General features: G+C 64.8%; 20 protein-coding genes. 8 read left to right on the top strand and 12 right to left on the bottom strand.

The features are described from left to right. The first annotated feature begins 5 nt into the window (after positions 1–5). The 3 genes from ACEN9T_RS01060 (at position 6) to ACEN9T_RS01050 (ending at position 2,799) form a co-directional block, all read left to right on the top strand. Positions 6–1,379: a cytochrome ubiquinol oxidase subunit I gene (locus tag ACEN9T_RS01060; protein ID WP_092972040.1), complete on the top strand. Its 1,374-nt coding sequence runs from the start codon at positions 6–8 to the stop codon at positions 1,377–1,379. Beyond that, positions 1,376–2,407: a cytochrome d ubiquinol oxidase subunit II gene (locus ACEN9T_RS01055; protein ID WP_092972041.1), complete on the top strand. Its 1,032-nt coding sequence runs from the start codon at positions 1,376–1,378 to the stop codon at positions 2,405–2,407. Before ACEN9T_RS01060 ends, ACEN9T_RS01055 begins: the two co-directional genes overlap by 4 nt. Positions 2,408–2,493: 86 nt before the next feature. Then, positions 2,494–2,799 carry an NIPSNAP family protein gene (locus ACEN9T_RS01050; protein WP_413706165.1) on the top strand — a complete coding sequence of 102 codons (306 nt, stop codon included), beginning with the start codon at positions 2,494–2,496 and terminating at the stop codon, positions 2,797–2,799. Between the two features lie 7 nt (positions 2,800–2,806). On the opposite strand, the gene ACEN9T_RS01045 is transcribed toward ACEN9T_RS01050, so the two are convergent. Continuing rightward, positions 2,807–3,925, bottom strand: coding sequence for a helix-turn-helix transcriptional regulator (locus ACEN9T_RS01045; RefSeq protein WP_092972043.1), 1,119 nt, complete (start codon positions 3,923–3,925; stop codon positions 2,807–2,809). 252 nt (positions 3,926–4,177) lie between these two features. Between ACEN9T_RS01045 and ACEN9T_RS01040 the strand changes: the two genes are divergently transcribed. Then, positions 4,178–6,280 (top strand): hypothetical protein, encoded by a 2,103-nt coding sequence (locus ACEN9T_RS01040; protein WP_413706164.1) that lies wholly within the window; start codon positions 4,178–4,180, stop codon positions 6,278–6,280. Here the strand turns inward: ACEN9T_RS01040 and ACEN9T_RS01035 are convergent. The 4 genes from ACEN9T_RS01035 to ACEN9T_RS01020 form a co-directional block, all read right to left on the bottom strand. Beyond that, the gene (locus ACEN9T_RS01035; RefSeq protein WP_413706163.1) at positions 6,277–6,591 is read right to left on the bottom strand and encodes a hypothetical protein; all 315 of its coding nucleotides are present in this window, start codon (positions 6,589–6,591) and stop codon (positions 6,277–6,279) included. The two genes, ACEN9T_RS01040 and ACEN9T_RS01035, sit on opposite strands and share 4 nt — an antisense overlap. A gap of 117 nt (positions 6,592–6,708) precedes the next feature. Next, the gene (locus tag ACEN9T_RS01030) at positions 6,709–7,011 is read right to left on the bottom strand and encodes a hypothetical protein (RefSeq protein WP_024978550.1); all 303 of its coding nucleotides are present in this window, start codon (positions 7,009–7,011) and stop codon (positions 6,709–6,711) included. 143 nt (positions 7,012–7,154) lie between these two features. Further along, positions 7,155–7,322: a hypothetical protein gene (locus tag ACEN9T_RS01025; protein ID WP_413706162.1), complete on the bottom strand. Its 168-nt coding sequence runs from the start codon at positions 7,320–7,322 to the stop codon at positions 7,155–7,157. Positions 7,323–7,433: 111 nt separating this feature from the next. Then, positions 7,434–7,895 (bottom strand): nucleoside deaminase, encoded by a 462-nt coding sequence (locus tag ACEN9T_RS01020; RefSeq protein WP_092972046.1) that lies wholly within the window; start codon positions 7,893–7,895, stop codon positions 7,434–7,436. A 252-nt stretch (positions 7,896–8,147) separates the two neighbouring features. Between ACEN9T_RS01020 and ACEN9T_RS01015 the strand changes: the two genes are divergently transcribed. Further along, positions 8,148–8,579, top strand: coding sequence for a PGDYG domain-containing protein (locus ACEN9T_RS01015; protein ID WP_092972047.1), 432 nt, complete (start codon positions 8,148–8,150; stop codon positions 8,577–8,579). Between the two features lie 4 nt (positions 8,580–8,583). On the opposite strand, the gene ACEN9T_RS01010 is transcribed toward ACEN9T_RS01015, so the two are convergent. Further along, a complete protein-coding gene (locus ACEN9T_RS01010) occupies positions 8,584–9,510 on the bottom strand; it encodes a hypothetical protein (protein ID WP_413706161.1) in 927 nt (308 codons plus the stop codon). Between the two features lie 184 nt (positions 9,511–9,694). Here ACEN9T_RS01010 and ACEN9T_RS01005 point away from each other — a divergent pair, with 184 nt between their 5' ends. Then, positions 9,695–10,591, top strand: a complete 897-nt coding sequence (locus tag ACEN9T_RS01005; RefSeq protein ID WP_413706614.1) for an oxygenase MpaB family protein — start codon at positions 9,695–9,697, stop codon at positions 10,589–10,591. Between the two features lie 12 nt (positions 10,592–10,603). Here ACEN9T_RS01005 and ACEN9T_RS01000 read toward each other — a convergent pair whose 3' ends face one another. Beyond that, positions 10,604–12,184 (bottom strand): MDR family MFS transporter, encoded by a 1,581-nt coding sequence (locus ACEN9T_RS01000; protein ID WP_092972049.1) that lies wholly within the window; start codon positions 12,182–12,184, stop codon positions 10,604–10,606. 89 nt (positions 12,185–12,273) lie between these two features. Then, positions 12,274–13,221: a LysR family transcriptional regulator gene (locus ACEN9T_RS00995; RefSeq protein ID WP_413706160.1), complete on the bottom strand. Its 948-nt coding sequence runs from the start codon at positions 13,219–13,221 to the stop codon at positions 12,274–12,276. A gap of 126 nt (positions 13,222–13,347) precedes the next feature. On the opposite strand from ACEN9T_RS00995, the gene ACEN9T_RS00990 reads away from it, so the two are divergent. After that, positions 13,348–13,974: an FMN-dependent NADH-azoreductase gene (locus ACEN9T_RS00990; protein ID WP_092972051.1), complete on the top strand. Its 627-nt coding sequence runs from the start codon at positions 13,348–13,350 to the stop codon at positions 13,972–13,974. Between the two features lie 144 nt (positions 13,975–14,118). Here ACEN9T_RS00990 and ACEN9T_RS00985 read toward each other — a convergent pair whose 3' ends face one another. Next, on the bottom strand, positions 14,119–14,265 hold the full coding sequence (locus ACEN9T_RS00985) for a hypothetical protein (RefSeq protein WP_175537123.1): 147 nt from the start codon (positions 14,263–14,265) through the stop codon (positions 14,119–14,121). Positions 14,266–14,712: 447 nt separating this feature from the next. On the opposite strand from ACEN9T_RS00985, the gene ACEN9T_RS00980 reads away from it, so the two are divergent. Further along, complete coding sequence (locus ACEN9T_RS00980) at positions 14,713–14,844, top strand: hypothetical protein (RefSeq protein ID WP_024978542.1); 132 nt, start codon at positions 14,713–14,715, stop codon at positions 14,842–14,844. 37 nt (positions 14,845–14,881) lie between these two features. On the opposite strand, the gene ACEN9T_RS00975 is transcribed toward ACEN9T_RS00980, so the two are convergent. The 3 genes from ACEN9T_RS00975 to ACEN9T_RS00965 form a co-directional block, all read right to left on the bottom strand. Continuing rightward, entirely contained in the window at positions 14,882–16,531 is a 1,650-nt protein-coding gene (locus ACEN9T_RS00975; protein WP_413706159.1) for a S10 family peptidase, read from the bottom strand. Further along, complete coding sequence (locus ACEN9T_RS00970) at positions 16,476–18,074, bottom strand: protease pro-enzyme activation domain-containing protein (protein WP_413706158.1); 1,599 nt, start codon at positions 18,072–18,074, stop codon at positions 16,476–16,478. Before ACEN9T_RS00970 ends, ACEN9T_RS00975 begins: the two co-directional genes overlap by 56 nt. A gap of 124 nt (positions 18,075–18,198) precedes the next feature. Further along, positions 18,199–19,167 carry a hypothetical protein gene (locus ACEN9T_RS00965; RefSeq protein WP_413706157.1) on the bottom strand — a complete coding sequence of 323 codons (969 nt, stop codon included), beginning with the start codon at positions 19,165–19,167 and terminating at the stop codon, positions 18,199–18,201. Positions 19,168–19,647: the final 480 nt, after the last annotated feature.

Here is a 19,647-nt window from a genome sequence, read left to right as displayed (position 1 = left end):
AAACCATGTCGCTCGATCCCGTTGTCCTGGCGCGCATCCAGTTTGGCGCCAACATCACGTTTCACATCCTCTTTCCTACCATCAGCATCGCGCTTGCATGGGTGCTGCTGTTCTTCAAGCTGCGCTATCGCAAGACCGGTGACGAGGCCTGGATGGCCGCATATCGCCTTTGGGTAAAGGTCTTTGCATTGACGTTCGCGCTGGGCGTGGTGTCCGGCGTGACGATGAGTTTTCAGTTCGGCACGAACTGGCCGGGCTATATGAATACCGTCGGCAACATCGCCGGGCCATTGCTGGCGTATGAAGTGCTGACCGCGTTCTTTCTGGAGGCCAGCTTTCTCGGGATCATGCTGTTCGGCACAGGCCGCGTGAGCCCGCGCATCCATACATTCGCGACGTTCCTGGTTGCGCTGGGCACGACCATCTCGGTGTTCTGGATCATCGCGCTCAACTCTTGGATGCAGACACCCGCCGGCTACGTGATGATCGACGGTCGCGCACATCCGCAAAGCTGGCTGGCGATCATCTTCAACCCGTCGTTTCCATATCGGTTCACGCACATGCTGCTGGCCTCCGGCTTGACGGTGTCGTTCCTGCTGGCGGGCGTATCGGCCTACCGCTGGCTGCGCAACGACCGCGGAGGCGATGTGCGCGCCGCGCTCAAGACAGGCGTGGTGATCGCGGCGATGCTGATCCCGCTGCAGATTGCCGCCGGCGACGCGCACGGTCTCAACACACTGGAGCATCAACCGGCCAAGCTGGCCGCGATGGAAGGCATCTGGCAAACCGAACGCGGCGTGCCCGCCGTGCTGTTCGGCATTCCCGATGCGGCCTCGCACAGCAACCGCTACGAAATCGCGGTGCCGAAGTTGGCGTCGCTGTATCTCACGCATTCGCTCGACGGCGAGGTGCGGGGGCTCGATCAGTTCGACCAGCACCCGCCCGTGCTGCCGGTGTTCTTCGCCTTCCGCCTGATGGTCGGCGTGGGGCTGCTGATGCTGGCGGTGTCGTGGACAAGCGCCTGGCGCCTCCGCCGCCACGGAGAACTGCCGAACTGGCTGGCACGCGCCCTCGTTGCCATGACGTTCTCAGGCTGGGTGGCCGTAGTGGCCGGCTGGTACGTCACCGAGATCGGCCGGCAACCGTGGCTTGTCTACGGCGTGCTGACCACCGCGCAGGCTGCGTCGTCCGTGCCCGCGCGGATGATCGGCAGCACGCTGGCGATGTATCTCGCGCTGTACGCGTTCCTCATCGCCTCCTACATCGGCGTGGTGTTCTACCTGGCCCGCAAGGCCGGCGGCGCCATCGATCCGACGGATGCCGATATCCCCGGCAAGCACACCTCTCAATCTTCTGCGCCCCTCGCGAGCCACGCATGAGCACCATCCCTGACCTCACCCAACCCGCCGGCTGGCTGCCGGTGGTCTTCATGGCCCTGATGGGCATTGCCGTGCTCGCCTACGTCGTGCTCGACGGGTACGACCTGGGCGTCGGCATCCTGCTGCGCCGCGCGGATGACGCCGAGAAAGACACCATGATCGCTTCCATCGGCCCGTTCTGGGACGCCAACGAAACGTGGCTCGTGCTCGGTGTCGGGCTGTTGCTGGTGGCGTTTCCGGCCGCCCATGGCGAGATCCTGGGCGCGCTGTATCTGCCGGTGGCGCTGATGCTGTTCGGCCTCATCCTGCGCGGCGTGGCCTTCGACTTTCGGGTCAAGGCACGCGCGCACCACAAGCCGTGGTGGAACCGCGCGTTTTACGCCGGCTCGGTCATCGCCACCGCAGCGCAGGGCCTGATGCTCGGGCTGTACATCACGGGGTTCCAGTACGACGCGGCCAACGTTGTCTTTGCGATCTGCACGGCGGGCGGCCTGATTGCGGGCTACCTGCTGCTGGGCGCCACGTGGCTCATCATGAAGACGGAAGGTGCGCTGCAATTGCGCGCGGTGCAATGGGCGCGCGGTAGCCTGTGGTTCACCGCGCTCGGCGTAGCCGCCGTGTCGCTGGCAACGCCGTGGGTCAGCACACGCGTGTTCGACAAGTGGTTTGCACTGCCGAACATCATCCTGCTGGCGCCCGTGCCGCTGGTGACCATCGTGCTGTTCCTGCTGATCGACTGGGTCCTGCGCCGCCTGCCCCAGCAGATTTCCAAGGGCGATGAACACCTGATCTGGGCGCCGTTTGTCGGTACCGGGGCCATCTTCCTGCTCGCCTTCAATGGCCTGGCCTACAGCCTCTTCCCGTATCTGGTGGTGGATCGGCTCGACATCTGGCAAGCCGCCAGCGCGCCGGAATCGCTTGAGTTCATGCTGGTGGGCGTGGCGATTGTGCTGCCGACCATCGTCGGCTACACGATCTACTCGTACAAGGTCTTCCACGGCAAGGCGACGGAGTTGCGCTATTACTGATACTGAACACGCCGCCCGCACACGGCATTGACCGGACTGCGGGCGGACGTTTAGGCTGGTGCGCTCCCGACCTCACCATACGCGCCATGATCACCTGCTACCTCCGCTACATCATCAACCCGGCACGGCTTGCCGAATTCGAAACCTACGGAAAGATGTGGATTCCGCTGGTCGAAAAATTCGGCGGCCAGCACCACGGCTACTTTCTCCCATCGGAAGGGGCGAACAACGTTGCGCTAGCCTTGTTTTCGTTCCCGAGTCTGGCGACCTACGAGGTCTATCGCGAGCGCGCCAAGACCGACCCGGATTGCATGGCGGCCTTCCAGTACGCAGAAGACACCGGCTGCATCGTCAGCTACGAGCGCAGCTTCTTCCGACCGGTATTTTCCTGACAGCCGTCTAGCCTTGCGGCCTGCGCTGCGACAGCACCCACAGCATCGCGCCCACGGCCTCCGCCTGCGAGCGCGTGCAGGTCTTTTCAAAGATGGCCCGTAGCTGCGAACGCACGGTCGACATGGCGACGTTGGCGCTGGCCGCATATTCGTCAGGCGTCTTGCCGACGATCAGCGCTTCGCCCACCGCCGCCTCTGCCGCTGACAGACCGAACGCCTGGCGCAACTGCACTGCTGTCACCGGCGCCGCATCGCCCTTGCGCCGGGCCGTGACCAGCATGGCGGCATCCCCAAACGCGGCATGCGCGGCATTGGCGGGCAATTGCGAGATGCCAAGAAATATCTCGTGTGGCGCCCCAAGCGCCGGCCGCACAGCGAAGCTCTCGCCCTTGCGTGACTTTGCCACCCGCGCCAGCGCGGCTTGCAGGCCATCGTTGTCGACAGCAAACGCGGCTGTCAGTCGGCCGTGCTCCAGCCGCAGGCAAGTCGATGCGCGCAGCAATGCTTCGGCTTGCACATTGGCAAAGAGCACGCGCTGGTCCCGCCCGAGCGCGAATACGGCCAGGCCAAGCTGCTCCATCAGTTCGGCGCCGAGTGCAGCATCGCGATGCAGCACGCGTGTATCCCGCCAGAGATTGATCGTGCGCTGCAGGTGGTCGGTCATGCCGGCCGCGTTGAAACGATCCTCGTCGGAAAATGGCGTCCGGCCGTGTGCCCGCAACATGCCGAGCAGGATGTCGCTGCTGCCGGGGCGCTCCAGGCGCACGCCCATCAGGTAACGGAAGCCCGCCGGAATCTGGTAGTCCTGGAAGAACTCGCTGCGCTCAACATATGCATCGGACAGGTAATCCTGGCAGAAGGCAAACTCGCGCACACCCGCACGTTCGACAAAACCGCGGCGAGGGTCCAGTGCGCCGTAGTACCTGTCATACAGCCCGATGGTGTCGTCCAGCCCCCGCTTCGGGGAGTAGACCGAAAGTTGAGGCGCATTGCGCACGGTGTCCCAACTGAACATGTGGAACAGGTCGGCACCAAGCGATTCGGTCACGCCCTGGAACACGTCCAGAAACCCTTCCTGCGTTACCGCAGCTTCGTACAGATCACCGATGAGCTGGTCTTTGAGCACGCGTCCCTCCCCCGAAGGATGGCTGTCTGGCCTTGGCGTCTGCCATGCTCACCCCGGGAAAACTGGGTGGCGGCGGACATGTTATGCGTGCAAACGTAGCACGTGTGCGTATCCGTCAACATCGTTCATTTGGCGACGCTTTCCTCCAAATGAATGATGCGGACGCTTGGGGCGCGCTTCGAGAATCTCCGTGCCGAATAACGGAATAACGGCGTCGCACGCACGGCGCACCCACGATCCAGGGAGGACTCCATGAAACTCACCCCCATTTCCATCGCACTCGCCACGCTTGCGCTGTCGGCTTGCGGCGGCGGCGATTCCGGCAGCAGCACCAGCACAGCGCCCGGCACCACCGTTCCGGCAGCACAGACCGTCAGCGGCGTCGCTGCCACGGGTGCAGCCATGCAAGGCGCCACAGTCACGCTGATGGATGCGAACGGCAAGTCGGTCGACTGCCCCGCTAACGCCACTACGGGCGCCTTCCAGTGCACGGTCACGGGCCTTGCCGCGCCGTTCGTGCTGTCGGCGGCCGGCAACGTTGCCGATTCGCAAGCCACGCTGATCGCGCTGTCTGCCAGTGCCGGCACGCAGACGATCAACATCACGCCCATCACCAATGCCATTGCCGCCACCATCGTGGGCGATAACCCCAGCAAGCTCCTGGGCAACACGGGCCTGCTGCAGAGCAAGGTGACCGCGCAAACCGTCTCAAGCACGGTGGCCGCCTATGCCGCCGCGCTGGCCGACCTGCTGGCCGCCACCGGCAACACGGGGGCGGACCTGATCTCGGGCCCGTTGACTGCAGGCGCGCCGGGGCTGGACCGCCTGCTCGACCAGTTGAAGGTGAACGTGCTGCCGGACGGCAGCGTGCAGATCAGCTCCGTGGCCGGCGCGTCGAGCGATACGCCCGCGCAGCTGCAACTCGCGCCAGGCGTAGCGCCCCAGCCCAGCGACAAGGCGAGCCTGCCCAGCGTGGCGACCATCAATGGCAACCCCGTCTCCAACCTGCCGACCGCCTCGGACCTGGCTGCGCTGCAAACTGCGCTGAACCAATGCTTTGCCGGCTCCACGGGTGCGGCGCGCACGGGCGGCAGCGTGCCCGTTTGCGGCCAAATCTTCGTGGATGACGTGGCCAACGGCGCGCTCATCAACGGCGTGCCGTCGGCCTACCTGAACAACGGCATGACGGCCGACCAGGAATTCGGGCCGGCATCAGGCGGGGGCAACCCAGGCCTGTTCGCCGATGATGCGATGAACAACGCCAGCTTCAGCCTGCCGGAGATCATCCGCGTGGCGTCCAACAGCGGTGACACGCTGTGGGTCAAGCTCGCCTGGACCCGCGCCGACGGACTTCGCGACGGCATGCAGCAGCATGTGCAAGTGGCGGTACAACCTGCCTCTCGCGCCAGCGGCGACAACGGCTGGCGCATCGTCGGCAATCAGCGCGCGGTGCTCACGAAAGTCAACGCCAACGCGCAGAAGTGGGATTGGCTGAACAGCGCCACCGCAATGACGGGCACCAACGCGTTTGTCGATTCGATCAACATGCAGGTGGGCGTCGTGGATGCCGCTGGCACGCCCGTCGACTTTGCGATTGTTACCGGCCCCGGCCTGCGCAATGGCGTGTTCCTGCAGCCGTCGTCAGGCACGTGCGACACACTCAACATCCGCGCCCAGGTTGGCGCGAGCCAGACGGCAGCACAGCTTGCCTTGCTGGCCAAGCAAAGCTCCTGCCGCAATAACTTCCGCCTGGCAGGTGTGGCCCAAGACCCGGCCAACCAGGGCAGCTTCACATGGCCCGGAGATGCACCGCGCAACAACACGGCATGGGCCAAGCCGCAACTGACGGCATCGGAGCTGGCGACCATCACGCCGTTCAGCGCCTACACGATCGCCATCTATCAGGGCGGTGTCACGAGCCAGCCGTCCAAGACGTACACGGTGCGGCTGCGCACGCCGTCGCCCTCGCCTGATGCGCTGCGCCAATACACGTGGCAGGACATCTCACAGGCCACGCGCGACATCCTCACTCCGGGTACGGGATCGACGTTTGCAGGCGGCGCCACGCTGCCCGTCACGTGGACGACCAAGGCGGGCGTGCCCTTCGTGAAGCGCGTTAACGTGCAGATCCGTTCCACGATGTCGGGCCAGTCGACGGTGTTCGTGAACGGGGTGGGCCGCGCCTCACCGGCAGCGCCCGGGACCACGCTCACCGTGAATGTGGCGGGTGATCAGGGTGTGGCCTTCCCCGCCGTGACGGGCTGGACGGGCGCGCAGGACATGTCGTTCACCAACATGTCGTGGGCCGACCCGCTGGATCTGAACTTCACCACGTCGGTCGAGTACGACCGCTAACACGCAGGACCGCAGGGCACACACGGGGAAGTGCGGTGATCGGGCCCGCAAGGCGTCATGGCTGGCGCCCTGCGGGCCACGATCAACCCACCGTCATCTCGAACACGCGCCGGCAACTGCGCATTGCTGGTGAACACCGGCGGCCGGATAAAACCGAGCATGTCGGTGCCCAGCCCCACGTGCGCCACGCCGACCACGTCGGCCATGCGCTTGATGCCCAGCGCCATGGCATCGAGATTGGGAAAATCGGCCGCTTCGGGCCACACGCCAATCACGCCGCCAGTGTCCGCCACCGCGCGCGCATGCGGCATTGACCGGACGGCGGGCGGACGTCTAGGCTGGCGCGCTAACCCACCCGCATGCACGCGCCACGATCTTTTACTACGTCCGCGCCATCATCGGCCGGGCGCCGCTGCCCGGTTCCAAGCCTACCAATCGACCTCAATGTTGGCATTGGTGGCGTTGTTCACGATGTTGTTGATCTGCGTCCAGACGGCGCGGTCGTAGTCATCTCGGTCGGTGTGCTCGACACGCATGATGGCGGGGCCGTTGGAGTAGAAGTGTCCGAGCAGATCGCGGAGTCCGCGCTCGTTCAGCCGAATACCGACGATGAAACGCTGATCACTCAGGGCGATGGGCGCAGCGTACGTCTGCAGATTGGTATGCAGGCTGCCGGCCGAGACGTTGTTCTGGGTGAATTCCAGTTGATAGATGCGCAATGCTTGGGGCATGGTGGGCTCCGCAAAGAGTGAAAGAAATGCCCCCGACAGACAGCAAACCGCAGAGGGCGAGACCACTCTATGGGCGCCATCGCTTCTGCCCTATAGCGCTTGCGTACCACGCGTTGGCCCGTGAGAAAGAGCACGGGCCCCGATCAACCCACCGTCGCCTCGAACACACGCCGGTAGTTGCCGCCCAGAATCTGGCCGGTCTCGACTGACGGGTCAGCGTCCAGCGGCATCGCCCAGCCTTCCATGTCGACAACAGTGTCGTGCAGCGCGTCAGCCTCGCGCGTGGCGATGAGGGACCAATCGATAAGCATGCGCACCCCGCAAAATTGAGCTGCGGTATTGTGCGCGCGATCGGTCCATCGCTCTATCGCCGTTGCTTACATGGTCCTACAGAGCACGACGATCTTGAACGTTCGTGGCGCTCACCCCCAGAAGCCGATGTGCGATTGTGCGGCTTCGTCTTCGATGAGCGGGCCGTGCACGTCGATGTGGCGCTGACCGCGTACAAACACCTCCCGGCATGGCAGCGAGAACGTCGGGTTCTCGGGGTGGTCGCCGGTGAGCGTCAGCAGGTGGTGCTCAGACAGCGCATAGACCACGCGGCCGATGTTGCACCAGTAGATGGCGCCCGAGCACATGCAGCAAGGTTCGGCACTGGTGTACAGCGTGCAGCGCGCGAGCTGCTCGGGCGACAGGACCTTGGCCGCTGCCGCCGCGGCAGCCAGCTCGGCATGCTGCGTGGGGTCGCCTTCGGGCGGCATCGAGTTGTTGCCAGCGGTGGCGATCACGTTACCGCGCTCATCGGCCACCAGCGCGCCGAACGGATGGCGGCCGCGCTTGCGCGCGTCGTCGGCCACCGCAATCGCCTGGCGTAACAGTGCCATGTCGAGTTCGGTCAGTTGGGATGGCGTGTGGGGCTCAGGTGCGGTCACGATGAAATCCTTGGCATGAGAATCGACGAAAGACGCGGGGGCAATTCAGCGGATGCGCGGCCTGGGAGGCTCCGGGCTGCCCGGCACGCCACAAGATGCTGGAAAGTAACCGCAACGGCAATCCCACCACGCTGTAACCATGCCATTTGCGCTACGCTTACGGCCTTTCGCTTGCCCTCGCCTTCATCGCTTTTGCGTCACCTCATGCCCACGCTGCAACACGTCGACCTGCGCACGGACCCCGCCGCCCGCCCCTTCGTCAAGGACGAGACCGTCCACGTCGACTTTGCCGCAGAAGCCGGCGAGCTGATGAGCCTGGAAGGCCCCAACCGCTACGCCCCCGGCGATGCGCTGATCACCGGCTCCACAGGCGACCGCTGGGTGGTCTCGCGCGAACGTTTCGATACGAAATACGTTCCCACCGATGCATCGCTCGCGCATGGGCAGGCCGGCGCCTATCGCAACCGCCCCAGCGTGGTGCTAGCCAGGCAGATGAGCGAAGCGTTCTCGATGGCGCGCTCCGAAGCCGGCGATGTGTTGCACGGCCAGGCCGGTGACTGGGTGCTCCAATACGCCCCGGGTGACTACGGCGTCGTGCAGGCGCAGCGCTTCGCCAAGGTCTACCGCCCGGCCTGAAGCGTTACTGCGCCGCCTGCTGGCGCTCGACTTCGTGGTGTTTCATCTGCAGATAGTCCTGCCGTTCCACTTCATGCAGTTGGCGCGGGTACTGCTCGGTGGCGTTGAACCACGTGTTCAGCCGCTGCTGCAAGCGCTTGTCCGGGGGCGCCGACAGCGACTTCAGATAGGCGTCGATGGCCAAGTAGTAGCGCATTGTGTTGCGCTCGAGCAGGCCGCGCACACCGCCCACATATTCCGGCTCTGCGCCCGATGACGAGTCCGCCGCCTTGGTAAAACCGACTTTGCCGCTGCCCACGGTGGCGAGGTACGTGCGCATCGCCAGGCGGCCGGCCGTACCGTAACCGTACGCGTAGGTCAGGTGCAGAAACGTGTGGTTACCCCCGCCCGGCGCGGGAATGGCCTCCAGCATGATGTGATAGTCCCGGGTGCTGAGCGGGCCGGAAGCCGCGCTGAGTTCCACGCGAAAATAATCCGCACTGCTGGCAACTGGGTGATAACCAAACTCCAAGCGATAGCTGCTGGAAAGCGAGTCCTCCACCTTGCGGCCCAGATTCACGTTCAGCACGCCGCCATCTGCGCCCTGCGTGGCGTGGCAGTACTTGATATTCAGATGCAGGATCAGCACGTCGCACCAGTTGGCAGCCCCGTGCTCCGGATCGCCCAGTGCGTTCTTGACGGTCGCGAAGGGGTAGTCGAGCACGCTATAGATGTCACTCTTGAGCCGGTCAGGCGCTTCGGTGGATTCCAGGACCAACGGGCGATGGAACACGTTATCGGCCAACTGGGGCGCCACAGTCTGGTATTTGTCGCGCAGACCTTGCGCGCTGTCCGCCGCACGCAGGGGGAGGCTCAGGCATAGGCCCGCCACCAAAGCAAGAGCGGCAAGCGAGCCCAACCAGGCGGTATGTCGATGGGAGGTCATAGGCATGGCGTTCTCGTGGAATCGTTCTTCATTCTAGGAGGCCCGGACAGACATGCCGTCGCAACAAATGGTCCTGCGAAGGCACATCGGCCATGCGGCGTTCTGTCATCACAATAGGTGCAGTGTGCCTCGATGCGGCTCGGTAAAATGGATGCTCCTTCGCCTCGTGCTTCCCGGCACTTCCGGCACCATGCCCTCGCCACTCGTCGCCATTCGCGAACGCATCGCCAACCAGGTCCGCGGCCTTACACGTGCCACCGGCAGCCTCACCCTCGACATTGCATCGCCGCCTGGCGACCCCGGCCTGTTCGGCCCCGACGCCGTCTGCTGGAAAGTGCATGCCGATTTTCCGGCGATGATGGCCGGCGGCATCAGTGCGCTGTTGTTGCAGGCGTTGCACCCGCGTGCGCTGGCCGGCGTGTGGGACCACTCCAACTTTCGCGAAGACCTGCAGGGGCGCCTGGGGCGCACCGCGCAGTTCGTAGCCGGCACCACGTACGGCAGCCGCAAGGATGCGCTGGCGCTCATCGAGCGCGTGAAGACCATCCACGACCGCGTACAGGGCATCGCGCCCGATGGCCAGCCGTATTCGGCCAACGACCCGGACCTGCTCACCTGGGTGCACGTGGCGGAGATGTCGAGCTTCCTGGCAGGCTATCTGCGTTACGTGGATGGCAACCTGAGCGGTGCCCAGCAGGATCGTTACTTTGAAGAGACTGCGCTGGTGGCCGAGATGCTCGGCGCGCGCGACGTGCCGAAATCGCGGGCGGCCGTGCAGACCTATCTGAATGCGAAGCGCGCCGAGCTGGTGGCCAGCGATCGCACGCGCACGGTGGTGGAGGTGTTGACGACGTGGCAGGCGCCGCGCCCCGGGTTGCGCCCAGCGGTACGCCTCTTCCTGGACGCGGGCATCCAGTTGCTGCCGCCGTGGGCAATACAAATGCTCGATCTCAAGCGGCCGCCGCTGCAGGCGGCCATTGCATCGGCAGCCATGCGCACCGTGGCGCCCACGCTGCGCTGGGCGCTATACGAGGGCAGCGTGGCGCGCCGGGCTCGACACCGCGCACTGGCGCCCGCAACAACCTAGTGCGTCCGCGAGCTACTCGATGGCGTCGGCAAGCGACACCTTGCCGCGCAGCACCTTCTCTTCCAGCCGGATGATCAGCAGCGGCGAGACCACCGACACGGCTGCCGCAAAGAAGAACAGATGCCTGAAAGCGCTTTCACCCGCGCGCTGCAGAGCCTCGGCATCGGCACCGCTGCTGGCAAGCGCAGCGTGGAAAAGGTCCATCAGCACATCGCCGCCGGCCGCCACATGCGCTTCAGGCGCAGCCTGGCGCAGCAACGCAATCAGCACGGACGTCAGCACCGCCACACCCACCGCGCCCCCCAGCAGACGCGAGAAGGCCGTCAGCGCCGTGGCCAGGCCCACCGTCTGCGGCGGCACGGCGTTTTGCGTGGCGACCAGGCCGGTCGGAAACTGCACGCCAATCGCCAGACCGAGCACAATCATCGCAAGGGTCAGCGGTAATACGCTGTGCGGGTCCAACAAACCCAGCGAAGCCACGGCAAACGGCACCACGCATGCGCCACCCAGCATGAGCGGCTTGTAGCGGCCGCTGTGCGTCATCCACTTGCCGGCGATGAAGGCGCCAAGCGGAATTGACAGCGTGAGGGGCACGAGGCGCAGCGCCGCAGCATCGGGGCTGGCACCGGCCACCATCTGGAAGCGCAGCGGCATCAGCACCGACGTGGCAATCAGTTGGAAGAAGCAGAGGAACAGCGCGAGGCAGCAGATCGTGACCGTGCGAACCCGGAACATCGACAGCGGAATGATCGGCTCGACGGCACGGCTCTCTTGCCAGACAAACGCGCCCAGCAGCACCACCGCGCCCGCCAGCAGGCCCAGGTTTTCGGGTTGCATGAGCGGCGTGCCCTGCCCCACACGGGTAATCATCAACAACAGCGCAGTCAGGCCCCCGGCAAACAGCACCACGCCCGGCACGTCGATGGGGCGACGCTGATGCGCCACCGGCAGATGCCGCAGCGTGCGGCGCACGACCAGCAGCGCGACAATCCCCAGCGGCAGGTTGATCCAGAAAATCCAGCGCCACGACAGGTAATGCGTGAGATACCCGCCGATCACCGGGCCAGCAAGGCTGGCCATGGCCCACATGCCGCTCACGTAGCCCTGGTAGCGACCCCGCTCGCGCAGGGGCACCACATCGGCAATCGTGGCTTGCGATACCGAAATCAGGCCGCCGCCGCCCAACCCCTGGAGCACGCGGGCAAGCAGCAGCATCGGCATGCTGGTTGCCAACGCGCACGCCACGGAGGCCAGCACGAAGAGGACGATGGCCGTCGTCAGCATGGCGCGGCGGCCGTAGAGATCACTCAACTTGCCGTAGATGGGCGTCACCACGGTAGACGCCACCAGGTACGCCGACACCAACCACGCCATCAGCGCAAAGCCGTTGAATTCGCCCGCGATCACGGGCAACGCCACGGCAACAATGGTTTGCTCCAGCGCGCCCAGCAAGATGGCGAGCATCAGCCCGCCCATCACGGCCATCACCGGAATGTCGGCCACCGGCGGCGTATCCAGCGGGCTGGATACCGACGCGATGGGCGCGGTCGGTGTGTCTGGCTTGGGCGGTTCGATGCTGGGGCGGGAAGACATGGGAATGTGCGCGAATGCCGCTCAGGCACCCGCGCCAATGGAAGAAGCGAAGCCGTTGATGATACTGCCGATTCCCATTCGTTGCAGAGTCAACGATCCGGTTGCCGGACGATGTCCTCATAACAACGGCTGACATTTGCCGTCATGCCAGGCAACTCTTCTGCGAGGAATTCGATGAACGCGCGCACGGCCGGCACCAGCCCGCGGCGTGACGGAAACACCGCGTGAAACTGGTGGACCGGCAAGCGGTATTCCGGCAGCAGCACGACCAGTCGGCCATCGCGCACCGGCTCCGCGCACAGGTTGAACGGCAGTTGCGCAACGCCAACGCCAGCGAGCGCCGTCTGTCCCATCAGGTACAGATCGTCCGTCACCAGCGCGGGGGTGTAATCGATATCAACTGCGCCGCCTTCCGGGGCGGTCAGGCGCCAGCGCGTCCGCTCGCCGCCCGCACCGTCAAAGCCCACGCCAATCGCGCCGCGCATCGCTTCCGGCGTCTCGAACGGGCCATGCTCGGCAACAAACGAAGGGCTGGCGACGAGCACCTGATCGCTGACGCCAAAGCTGCGCACGACGAGGTTGGAGTCGTCCAACGCCGAGCGCACACGCAGCGCCACGTCGTAGCCGTCGCCGATTACGTCGACACGGCGGTTCGTCACGTCCAGCTCCAGCCGTACATCGGGCTGGGCGCGCAGGAATTTCGACAGCACGGGGGCGATGAACACGTGCGCCACGCCAACGGGACAGCTCACGCGCAAGCGGCCGGAAGGTTTTTCGCCTGCGTGCTCGGCCACCTCGAAGGCAGCGCGGGCCGCCTGCGTCATCGATTCGCAATGCGTAAAGAACGCCGAGCCCACGTCCGTCACATGCACCGCCCGCGTTGAGCGCTGCAGCAGCCGCACGCCCAGGCGCGTTTCGAGATCGGCCACGCGGCGGCTCACGCGCGATTTGGGGATCCCCAGCGCCCGCGCGGCACCGGAAAAACTGCCGTGCGTCACCACACTGGCAAACAGGACGAGGTCGTTCAGATCTTCCATGGCCGTTCTCCGAAGCACGGGCGCATTGTCTCATCCATAGAACGAAGTGTGTCAATTCGACCCACTACTGGAACTCGCTGCATCGCACTATCTTTCCAGCAACCCACCTTTTCTTGGAGAGACACCATGCAAGTCCTTCACATTGATTCCAGCATCCTCGGTGACGCCTCGGCCTCGCGCATCCTGAGCGCCGCCATTGTTGATGAGCTGCGCCGCGAAAACCCCAGCACCACCGTCGTCCACCGTGACCTGTCGGTCGAAGCGATTCCGCACCTGGACGGCGCCATTGCCGCCGGCTTCCGCGCCACGGGTGCCGATGATTTTGACGACGCCACCCGCGCCGAGCATGCCCGCTCAGAAGCGCTCGTAAATGAACTGCTCGCCAGCGATGTGATCGTGGTCGGCGCGCCGATGTACAACTTCTCGGTGCCGAGCCAGCTCAAGGCCTGGATCGACCGCGTGGCGCAAGCCGGCCGCACGTTCAAGTACACGGAAAACGGCCCAGTTGGCTTGGCCGGTGGCAAGAAGGTGATCGTTGCATCGACACGCGGCGGCATGTACTCCGCCGGCCCGGCAGCCGCCATGGATTTCCAGGAGGCCTATCTGAAGACCGTGTTCGGCTTCTTCGGCATCACCGATGTGCAATTCGTGCGCGCAGAACGCCTGGCGATGGGCCCGGACGCCCGCACGCAAGCCTTGGAAGCAGCACACGCCGCCATGCGCGACGTGGTGAGCCAGGCCGTGGCAGCCTGAGCGAACACGGTTGCGGCGCAACGGGACGCGCCGCAACCGGCCCCGCAAAATGCCAAACGGGCGCCAGCAGCAATGCGGCGCCCGTTTTCGTTTTTTACCGGCGTGGCAAGAAGATTGGACCGGCGCAGATGGCCGATCGGCAAATTACTCGTCGCGGTGTTCGCGTGCCTGGTGCATGGCTTCGAGCAGACGGCGGGTACGCAGCTTGCTCCACATAACAGGCACGACGATCGCGGTAGCGATCAGGCACGGTGCAGCCCAGGCGATGCTGGATTCCAGAAAATTCGTCATGATGCATCCCCCCGATATGTTGCCGATGCGCCCAATTGGGTGGCGCGCATCGTATGGTCCCCGCAGGGCTTTGCTATCTCGATTGGGCCGAGATGCCCTGACATCTATATGAACGGCTATCGGCGCTGTGCGTTCAAACTTGAAGCCCAACGTTTGCCGTTTGTTGTATTTCCCGCCAGTCTCGACGATCTGTCAATAGTGTGGCGATAAGTTCGTGGAACATTGTGGCGCTGCGCTGACAGTGCCCGAAGACGCCCGAACTGCTCCACAGTCCGATCGCAAAGGTAACGGCAAATTACTGCGGCCGTGACGCAACCGTTGCCAACCCGGGGCGGGCCGTCGATTACCGGCCTGGGCGTCACAGTTTTTCTTACAAACGGTAAAGCGCGGTTGCGAAGCGTTTCCATACAGTGAGGCCAAGTCCAACGATAACCACGGAGCCTCACCATGAAACGCACCATCGCCCTGCTCATCCTTGCTGCTGCCGCTACCTCTGCGCTGAGCGCATGCGTGGTGGTGCCGGCAGGCGGCTATTACGAACGCCCGCATTACTACCATCCGTATTACCGCGGCTATTGATCCACGCGGTGCGCGGCGCGGCCTGCATGCCCGCCGCTCAGGCCTTGCGCGCCTGCAGCATACGGATGCGCGCGACCGCCTGGTGGTCTGTCGTGGCAGCGTCGTAAAGGCGCGCCAGGTCGGCCTTCAATGCCGTGCGCGAACCACCGTCCAGGTACACCATGTGCCCCGACGGATAAAACCCCGCGGAGAGGTTCTTGCGCACGCCGGCATCCAGCAACGGCATCGCCTTCAGGTCCAGCATGGTCTGGTAGAACGGCGTGACGAAGTCGTAATAGCCGTTGGCGGAGAACACCTTCAGATCCACGTTGAGGCTCATCGTGGCCGCAAGGTCACCCGCGGTGTAGAGCGCGACATTGCCGTTGGCGTCGAGCCCCTTCTGCGCGCCGGTCGGGTCGGTGTGACGGAAATCCCAATGGCGGAAGGCCTGGTCGTTCAAGTCCGTAAAGGCGGAGTTGGACGTGAACTTCAGGTCGTCGTTCAGGTAGGTGTTCCACATGGCGGTGTAGACGCCGGACACCGCCGTCATGGTCGGATCGTTGCCTCCGGAGTTCGGATCAACGCTAGCCGCAATGCCGGTGTGGATGCCCGTGACCCGACCGTCATACGCACCCAGCGACAAGCCTTTGTCTGCCAGCAGCGTGGTCAGGAACAGCGACGTGCCCGCGCCGTCAGAGGCTGCCACATCCAGCCGCCAGCCTTGCAACGTAGCCGCATCGATGCCGGTGTAGGCAGACAACGTCTTCAGCACGGCCAGATCGGCATGCGTGGGTTTGGCGAGCGCTTTTTCGTAATCGGTGCTGGCAAATACGGCGGCGGCTTCGGCAAAGTCGCCCACGTCAGCCGGCAGCGGGCCGCCTTTGGGTGAAGCTGCACGCTTATGGAACCACGCATCTGCGGCACACGTCGGCAAGAGCCCGACCGGGTTGCCCGCCTGCGTGTAGTCGAGGATGGACGATTGCAGCGTGATGCCGTTCAAATCCACCCCGTCTTCATGCAGCACGTATGAAAGCACGCAGGAACGCGCCGTGCCGTAAGACTCGCCAAACAGGAACTTGGGCGAATTCCATCGATCATTGGCCGTCAGCCAGCGCTTGATGAACTGCGCGATGCTGCGCGCGTCCTGATCGACGCCCCAGAAATCGAGGTTGCGCTTGGGCGCAATGGCCGTCGAATAACCGGTGCCGATCGGGTTAATGAAAACCAGGTCCGAGCGATCGAGCAGGCTGTCGGGATTGTCTTCCATGCGATACGGCGCGGGCGGCGTGAACGACGGCATCGACGTCACGATGCGGCGCGGCGCAAACGACCCCAGCAGCACAAATACGGCCGAAGACCCCGGCCCGCCGTTATAGAAGAACGTCACCGGCCGCGCCTGCGTGCCGCCCGCTGGCGTATCTGCCACAAAGGCCACGTGGAACATCTTGGCCACGGGCTGCGAGCTGCTCGGGTCTACCGTGACGAGGTGGCCGGCATGCGCGGTGTAGGCGATGTCGCGGCCGCCAATGCGCACGGTGTGGTGCGTGATCGCCATGCCCTCGCTGGTGTCGGTCACGCTGTCGTCGGGGCCGTTGCCGTAAGCGGTGGGGTCAAAGAACGGCTGGTCGGTGGTGGTCATGCGTGCCTCGCTGCTAGAAAAGGTTTGCGATCGCGTCGCCCTTGGGGCTGCCCAGGCCGGTGCAGGCATCCCAACCGGGCGCGGCAGCAAAGGTGCCGTTGTTGCCCTGCTTGATGTCGTTGAACGCCCCGGGGTTCTGATACAGCCGCGCATGCAGATAACCCGCCGGGCGCCCCTTGATGGCGTTGATGCGCGCGATGAGCGCGGCCCATAACGGTGCCGCGGCGCTGGTGCCGCCCACCACGCCGGACTCGCCATCCACGCGGACGACATAGCCGGTCAATGGGTCGGCATCGGCCGATACATCAGGCACGCCGCGGCGCGCCAGCGGCACACTTTCGCCGCCGGTCTGCTGCGCGGCCAGGCCCTGCTGCCAACTCGGCAGTGCAAAGACGGTGCTCACCCCGCCGCCGCCCGCGCCGCCTCGTGCGCCGTCGTTCCAGACGGTTTCCTCTGCGATGCGGTTTCCGCTGGCACGCACGCTGGTGCCGCCGCATGCCAGCGCGTACGGGCTGGAGGCGGGAAAGTCGACGTGATCAGCGCGATCAGGCTGGCCGTCGCTGGAGCCGCTGTCGCCCGAGGCCGCACACACCGTCACGCCCATCGTTGCGGCGCTCTGCAACGCGGCGTTGACGGCCTGCATGGCCTGCGGCGTCCAGGCGCTTTCAGGCGCACCCCAACTGATGGAGACCACCGAGGGCCGCAGCTTGGTGTAATGGATGGCGGCGTTGATGGCCTGCACAAAACCGGCGTCGGTATTGACCGTGAAGTACACGGCTAGCGTGGCGCCCGGCGCCGCGGCGCCTGCCACTTCCAGGTCAAGCATGACTTCGCCGTCGGGACCGCCGGGGTCCCCCGTGGGACGGTTGGCGCCCTGCCCGACCGGTATGGCCGTCACCTTGGGCATCGGCACGCCCAGCTCCTGGAAGTACGCACGCAGATCGTCTTCTCGGTAGCCGCCGCCAAGTTCAATAAACGCAATGCACTGACCCGCGCCGTCGCCCTGCGGAAAGCCGTAGAGCTGCGCGAGCTGAACCGGCGTGTACGACGCGGTGGGCGCCGCACGCGCGGGCCGTATGCCTCCCGGCTCAACCGGCCCGGTCGGCAGCGGCACGAAGCGGAAATGCGGCGCCGCCTGCGGGCGCGAGTCGAGCCCCAGCACGGCCACGACCACGTCCTGCAACGACTCCGGCAACCGCAGCGGGCCGGAGCGCCCGCGGTATTCGCAGTCGCCATGTGCCACGCGGTGCAGATGCGTATCGAAGGCCCTGCAAAATTGTTCGACGGAGCCTTCGAGCGTGACGGTAGCAGCCGCAACGTTCACTTCGACCACTTGCAGGCCATGTTCGCGGGCAAACGTGCGGACGGCGTCGATGTCGTCCGTGGTGGCGCCGAACTGTGCGGCCCACTCTTCGCGGGTCAGGGGTGTGGGCGATGGCGTTCCTGCGGCATGCGCGTGGACAAATCCGGACAGGCGCGCATCGAGTTCAGCCTCGTTGGGTTGGCGCAATTGCACGAGCGCCCGGATCTGCTCTGCCGGATGCGCATCGCCGAGGATGCGTGCGTCTTCAGGAATGGTGCGCTCGCTGCCGCGCAGGGTGTGCCGGACCATGGGCCATCTCCATGTAGGTAGGTGGCCCGAGCGTCGCAACCGGCGTGCCGAGGGTGCCGACAGGATGCGGCGCCACCTCCAACCACGTTAGGCGATGGCTTGCCCGCTTGATCTGCGAGGCTGGTCAGTCGGCAAAATCGGCGGCGCCCCCGCTTTCTGCGGGATGCTGCGGCTTGCCCTCGGCAAAGGCACGGCGGATCAGTGCGCCGCATGCCGCGCTGCGCACATAGGCGCGTGGGGCAAGGGTCTCGCGTACGAGCATGCCGTAATGGCGCTTGTCAGCGGTGATCCAAGGGTAGAAGCCGAACGCGCCGGCCGAGCTGAACGCGCCGTCGCCGCCGGGCTGGTCTTCGATCCAATAGTTGAGCGCGTAATGCCACGGCAGGGCGGCCGGGGTGCTGACAGCAGTCGAGCACGTGCCCGGCTCGGTGCAAACGGCATGCTGACCGAGCATCTTGCCGAGCTGGTATTCCCCGCGGATGAGACGACGCAAGAACTGACCATAAGCAGCCGGCGTGGCGATCATTCCGCCGGCAGGCTCCGGTGCGAGGTAACGGATGCCCAGGGGCTGGCCGGCATCGCGCATGCCTGGGGTATTGGCAAGCTGGCGATCGAGGTCGTTGTTGAGCGCATCGGCATCGGCACGGCCCAGGCCGAGATCGATCAACAGCTTCTGATCATGGCCGCCGTTGTAGCTGAAACGGCCGACGTGGCCCGGCGTGAAAGTCGCGTTGCGCCCTCGCTCAAAGCAGCTTTGCACGGTGTCATTGCGATTGCACAGCAGAGGGTTGAGCCCGTCGTACCCGGAGCGCATGGTGAGCGCATCGATTTCGCCGGGCGTCGGCTTGCCTTGCGCACGCTCGACCACGTAGGCGCCAAACACCCATTTGGATGCCGATGCCAGCCGCACCGTCTTGTTCGCGCCGATGCGCTGGCCCTGCTGCCCGTGCATCAGCTCGCCATGAGCGTCCCCAATTTCCCAGTAGTAATCGCCCAGGCGCTGGCAACTGCCTGCATGCGCCAGCGTCGATTCCACGGCAGCACGGCGCGTTGCCAGGCTCGGCGCGGCGGCTTGGGCCGCGGCGGTTGCCACCAATACTGCCGATGCCACCAAAGCGGCCCGCCCCCCCGCCCGATCCCTGCAGACGCCCTGATGTTCCGGACGTGTCTTGCTTGCGTCATATCGATGTCCCGCTCATTCTCTGCTGCCTTGCCAGCCCGGCGGCACTGTACCGCAGCGCGCGTGGCATTTCGCTGTTTTCCGCAGGGCGTCGATCGTTGTGCAGTCTTGCAACATGCCACCCGCGAAATGCGCATGACTGTATCGGCGGCACCTTGCAGGCAGTTTGCGAGGCGCGAGCGGCGCCCGTTTCAAACGTAAGCGTTTGCGCATCGATTAATCATCTTGAAGGTGATGAAAATCGTTTCATATTCGCCCCCCCAATATGTCCTAAACCTCCCGTTTATGAGCCAAATGGAGGATAAGAATCGTGCCAAGGCACGCTGGCGGTCTGCGTAGAGTGTCCTAGAATGCAATCGAAGAAAAGCAGAATTAAATAAAAGTAAATACGCG

It is taken from the genome of Ralstonia sp. Ralssp110, assembly GCF_047325135.1.
In the GTDB taxonomy this organism is placed as follows: domain Bacteria; phylum Pseudomonadota; class Gammaproteobacteria; order Burkholderiales; family Burkholderiaceae; genus Ralstonia; species Ralstonia mojiangensis.
This window is presented reverse-complemented; position numbering and strand designations above follow the sequence as displayed.

Coding starts and splice junctions, on each gene's coding strand:
- ACEN9T_RS01060 (WP_092972040.1), top strand. CDS start 6: ATGTCGCTCGATCCCGTTGTCCTGGCGCGCATCCAGTTTGGCGCCAAC.
- ACEN9T_RS01055 (WP_092972041.1), top strand. CDS start 1,376: ATGAGCACCATCCCTGACCTCACCCAACCCGCCGGCTGGCTGCCGGTG.
- ACEN9T_RS01050 (WP_413706165.1), top strand. CDS start 2,494: ATGATCACCTGCTACCTCCGCTACATCATCAACCCGGCACGGCTTGCC.
- ACEN9T_RS01040 (WP_413706164.1), top strand. CDS start 4,178: ATGAAACTCACCCCCATTTCCATCGCACTCGCCACGCTTGCGCTGTCG.
- ACEN9T_RS01035 (WP_413706163.1), bottom strand. CDS start 6,591: ATGCCGCATGCGCGCGCGGTGGCGGACACTGGCGGCGTGATTGGCGTG.
- ACEN9T_RS01030 (WP_024978550.1), bottom strand. CDS start 7,011: ATGCCCCAAGCATTGCGCATCTATCAACTGGAATTCACCCAGAACAAC.
- ACEN9T_RS01025 (WP_413706162.1), bottom strand. CDS start 7,322: ATGCTTATCGATTGGTCCCTCATCGCCACGCGCGAGGCTGACGCGCTG.
- ACEN9T_RS01020 (WP_092972046.1), bottom strand. CDS start 7,895: ATGGCACTGTTACGCCAGGCGATTGCGGTGGCCGACGACGCGCGCAAG.
- ACEN9T_RS01015 (WP_092972047.1), top strand. CDS start 8,148: ATGCCCACGCTGCAACACGTCGACCTGCGCACGGACCCCGCCGCCCGC.
- ACEN9T_RS01010 (WP_413706161.1), bottom strand. CDS start 9,510: ATGCCTATGACCTCCCATCGACATACCGCCTGGTTGGGCTCGCTTGCC.
- ACEN9T_RS01005 (WP_413706614.1), top strand. CDS start 9,695: ATGCCCTCGCCACTCGTCGCCATTCGCGAACGCATCGCCAACCAGGTC.
- ACEN9T_RS01000 (WP_092972049.1), bottom strand. CDS start 12,184: ATGTCTTCCCGCCCCAGCATCGAACCGCCCAAGCCAGACACACCGACC.
- ACEN9T_RS00995 (WP_413706160.1), bottom strand. CDS start 13,221: ATGGAAGATCTGAACGACCTCGTCCTGTTTGCCAGTGTGGTGACGCAC.
- ACEN9T_RS00990 (WP_092972051.1), top strand. CDS start 13,348: ATGCAAGTCCTTCACATTGATTCCAGCATCCTCGGTGACGCCTCGGCC.
- ACEN9T_RS00985 (WP_175537123.1), bottom strand. CDS start 14,265: ATGACGAATTTTCTGGAATCCAGCATCGCCTGGGCTGCACCGTGCCTG.
- ACEN9T_RS00980 (WP_024978542.1), top strand. CDS start 14,713: ATGAAACGCACCATCGCCCTGCTCATCCTTGCTGCTGCCGCTACCTCT.
- ACEN9T_RS00975 (WP_413706159.1), bottom strand. CDS start 16,531: ATGCCTGCACCGGCCTGGGCAGCCCCAAGGGCGACGCGATCGCAAACC.
- ACEN9T_RS00970 (WP_413706158.1), bottom strand. CDS start 18,074: ATGGTCCGGCACACCCTGCGCGGCAGCGAGCGCACCATTCCTGAAGAC.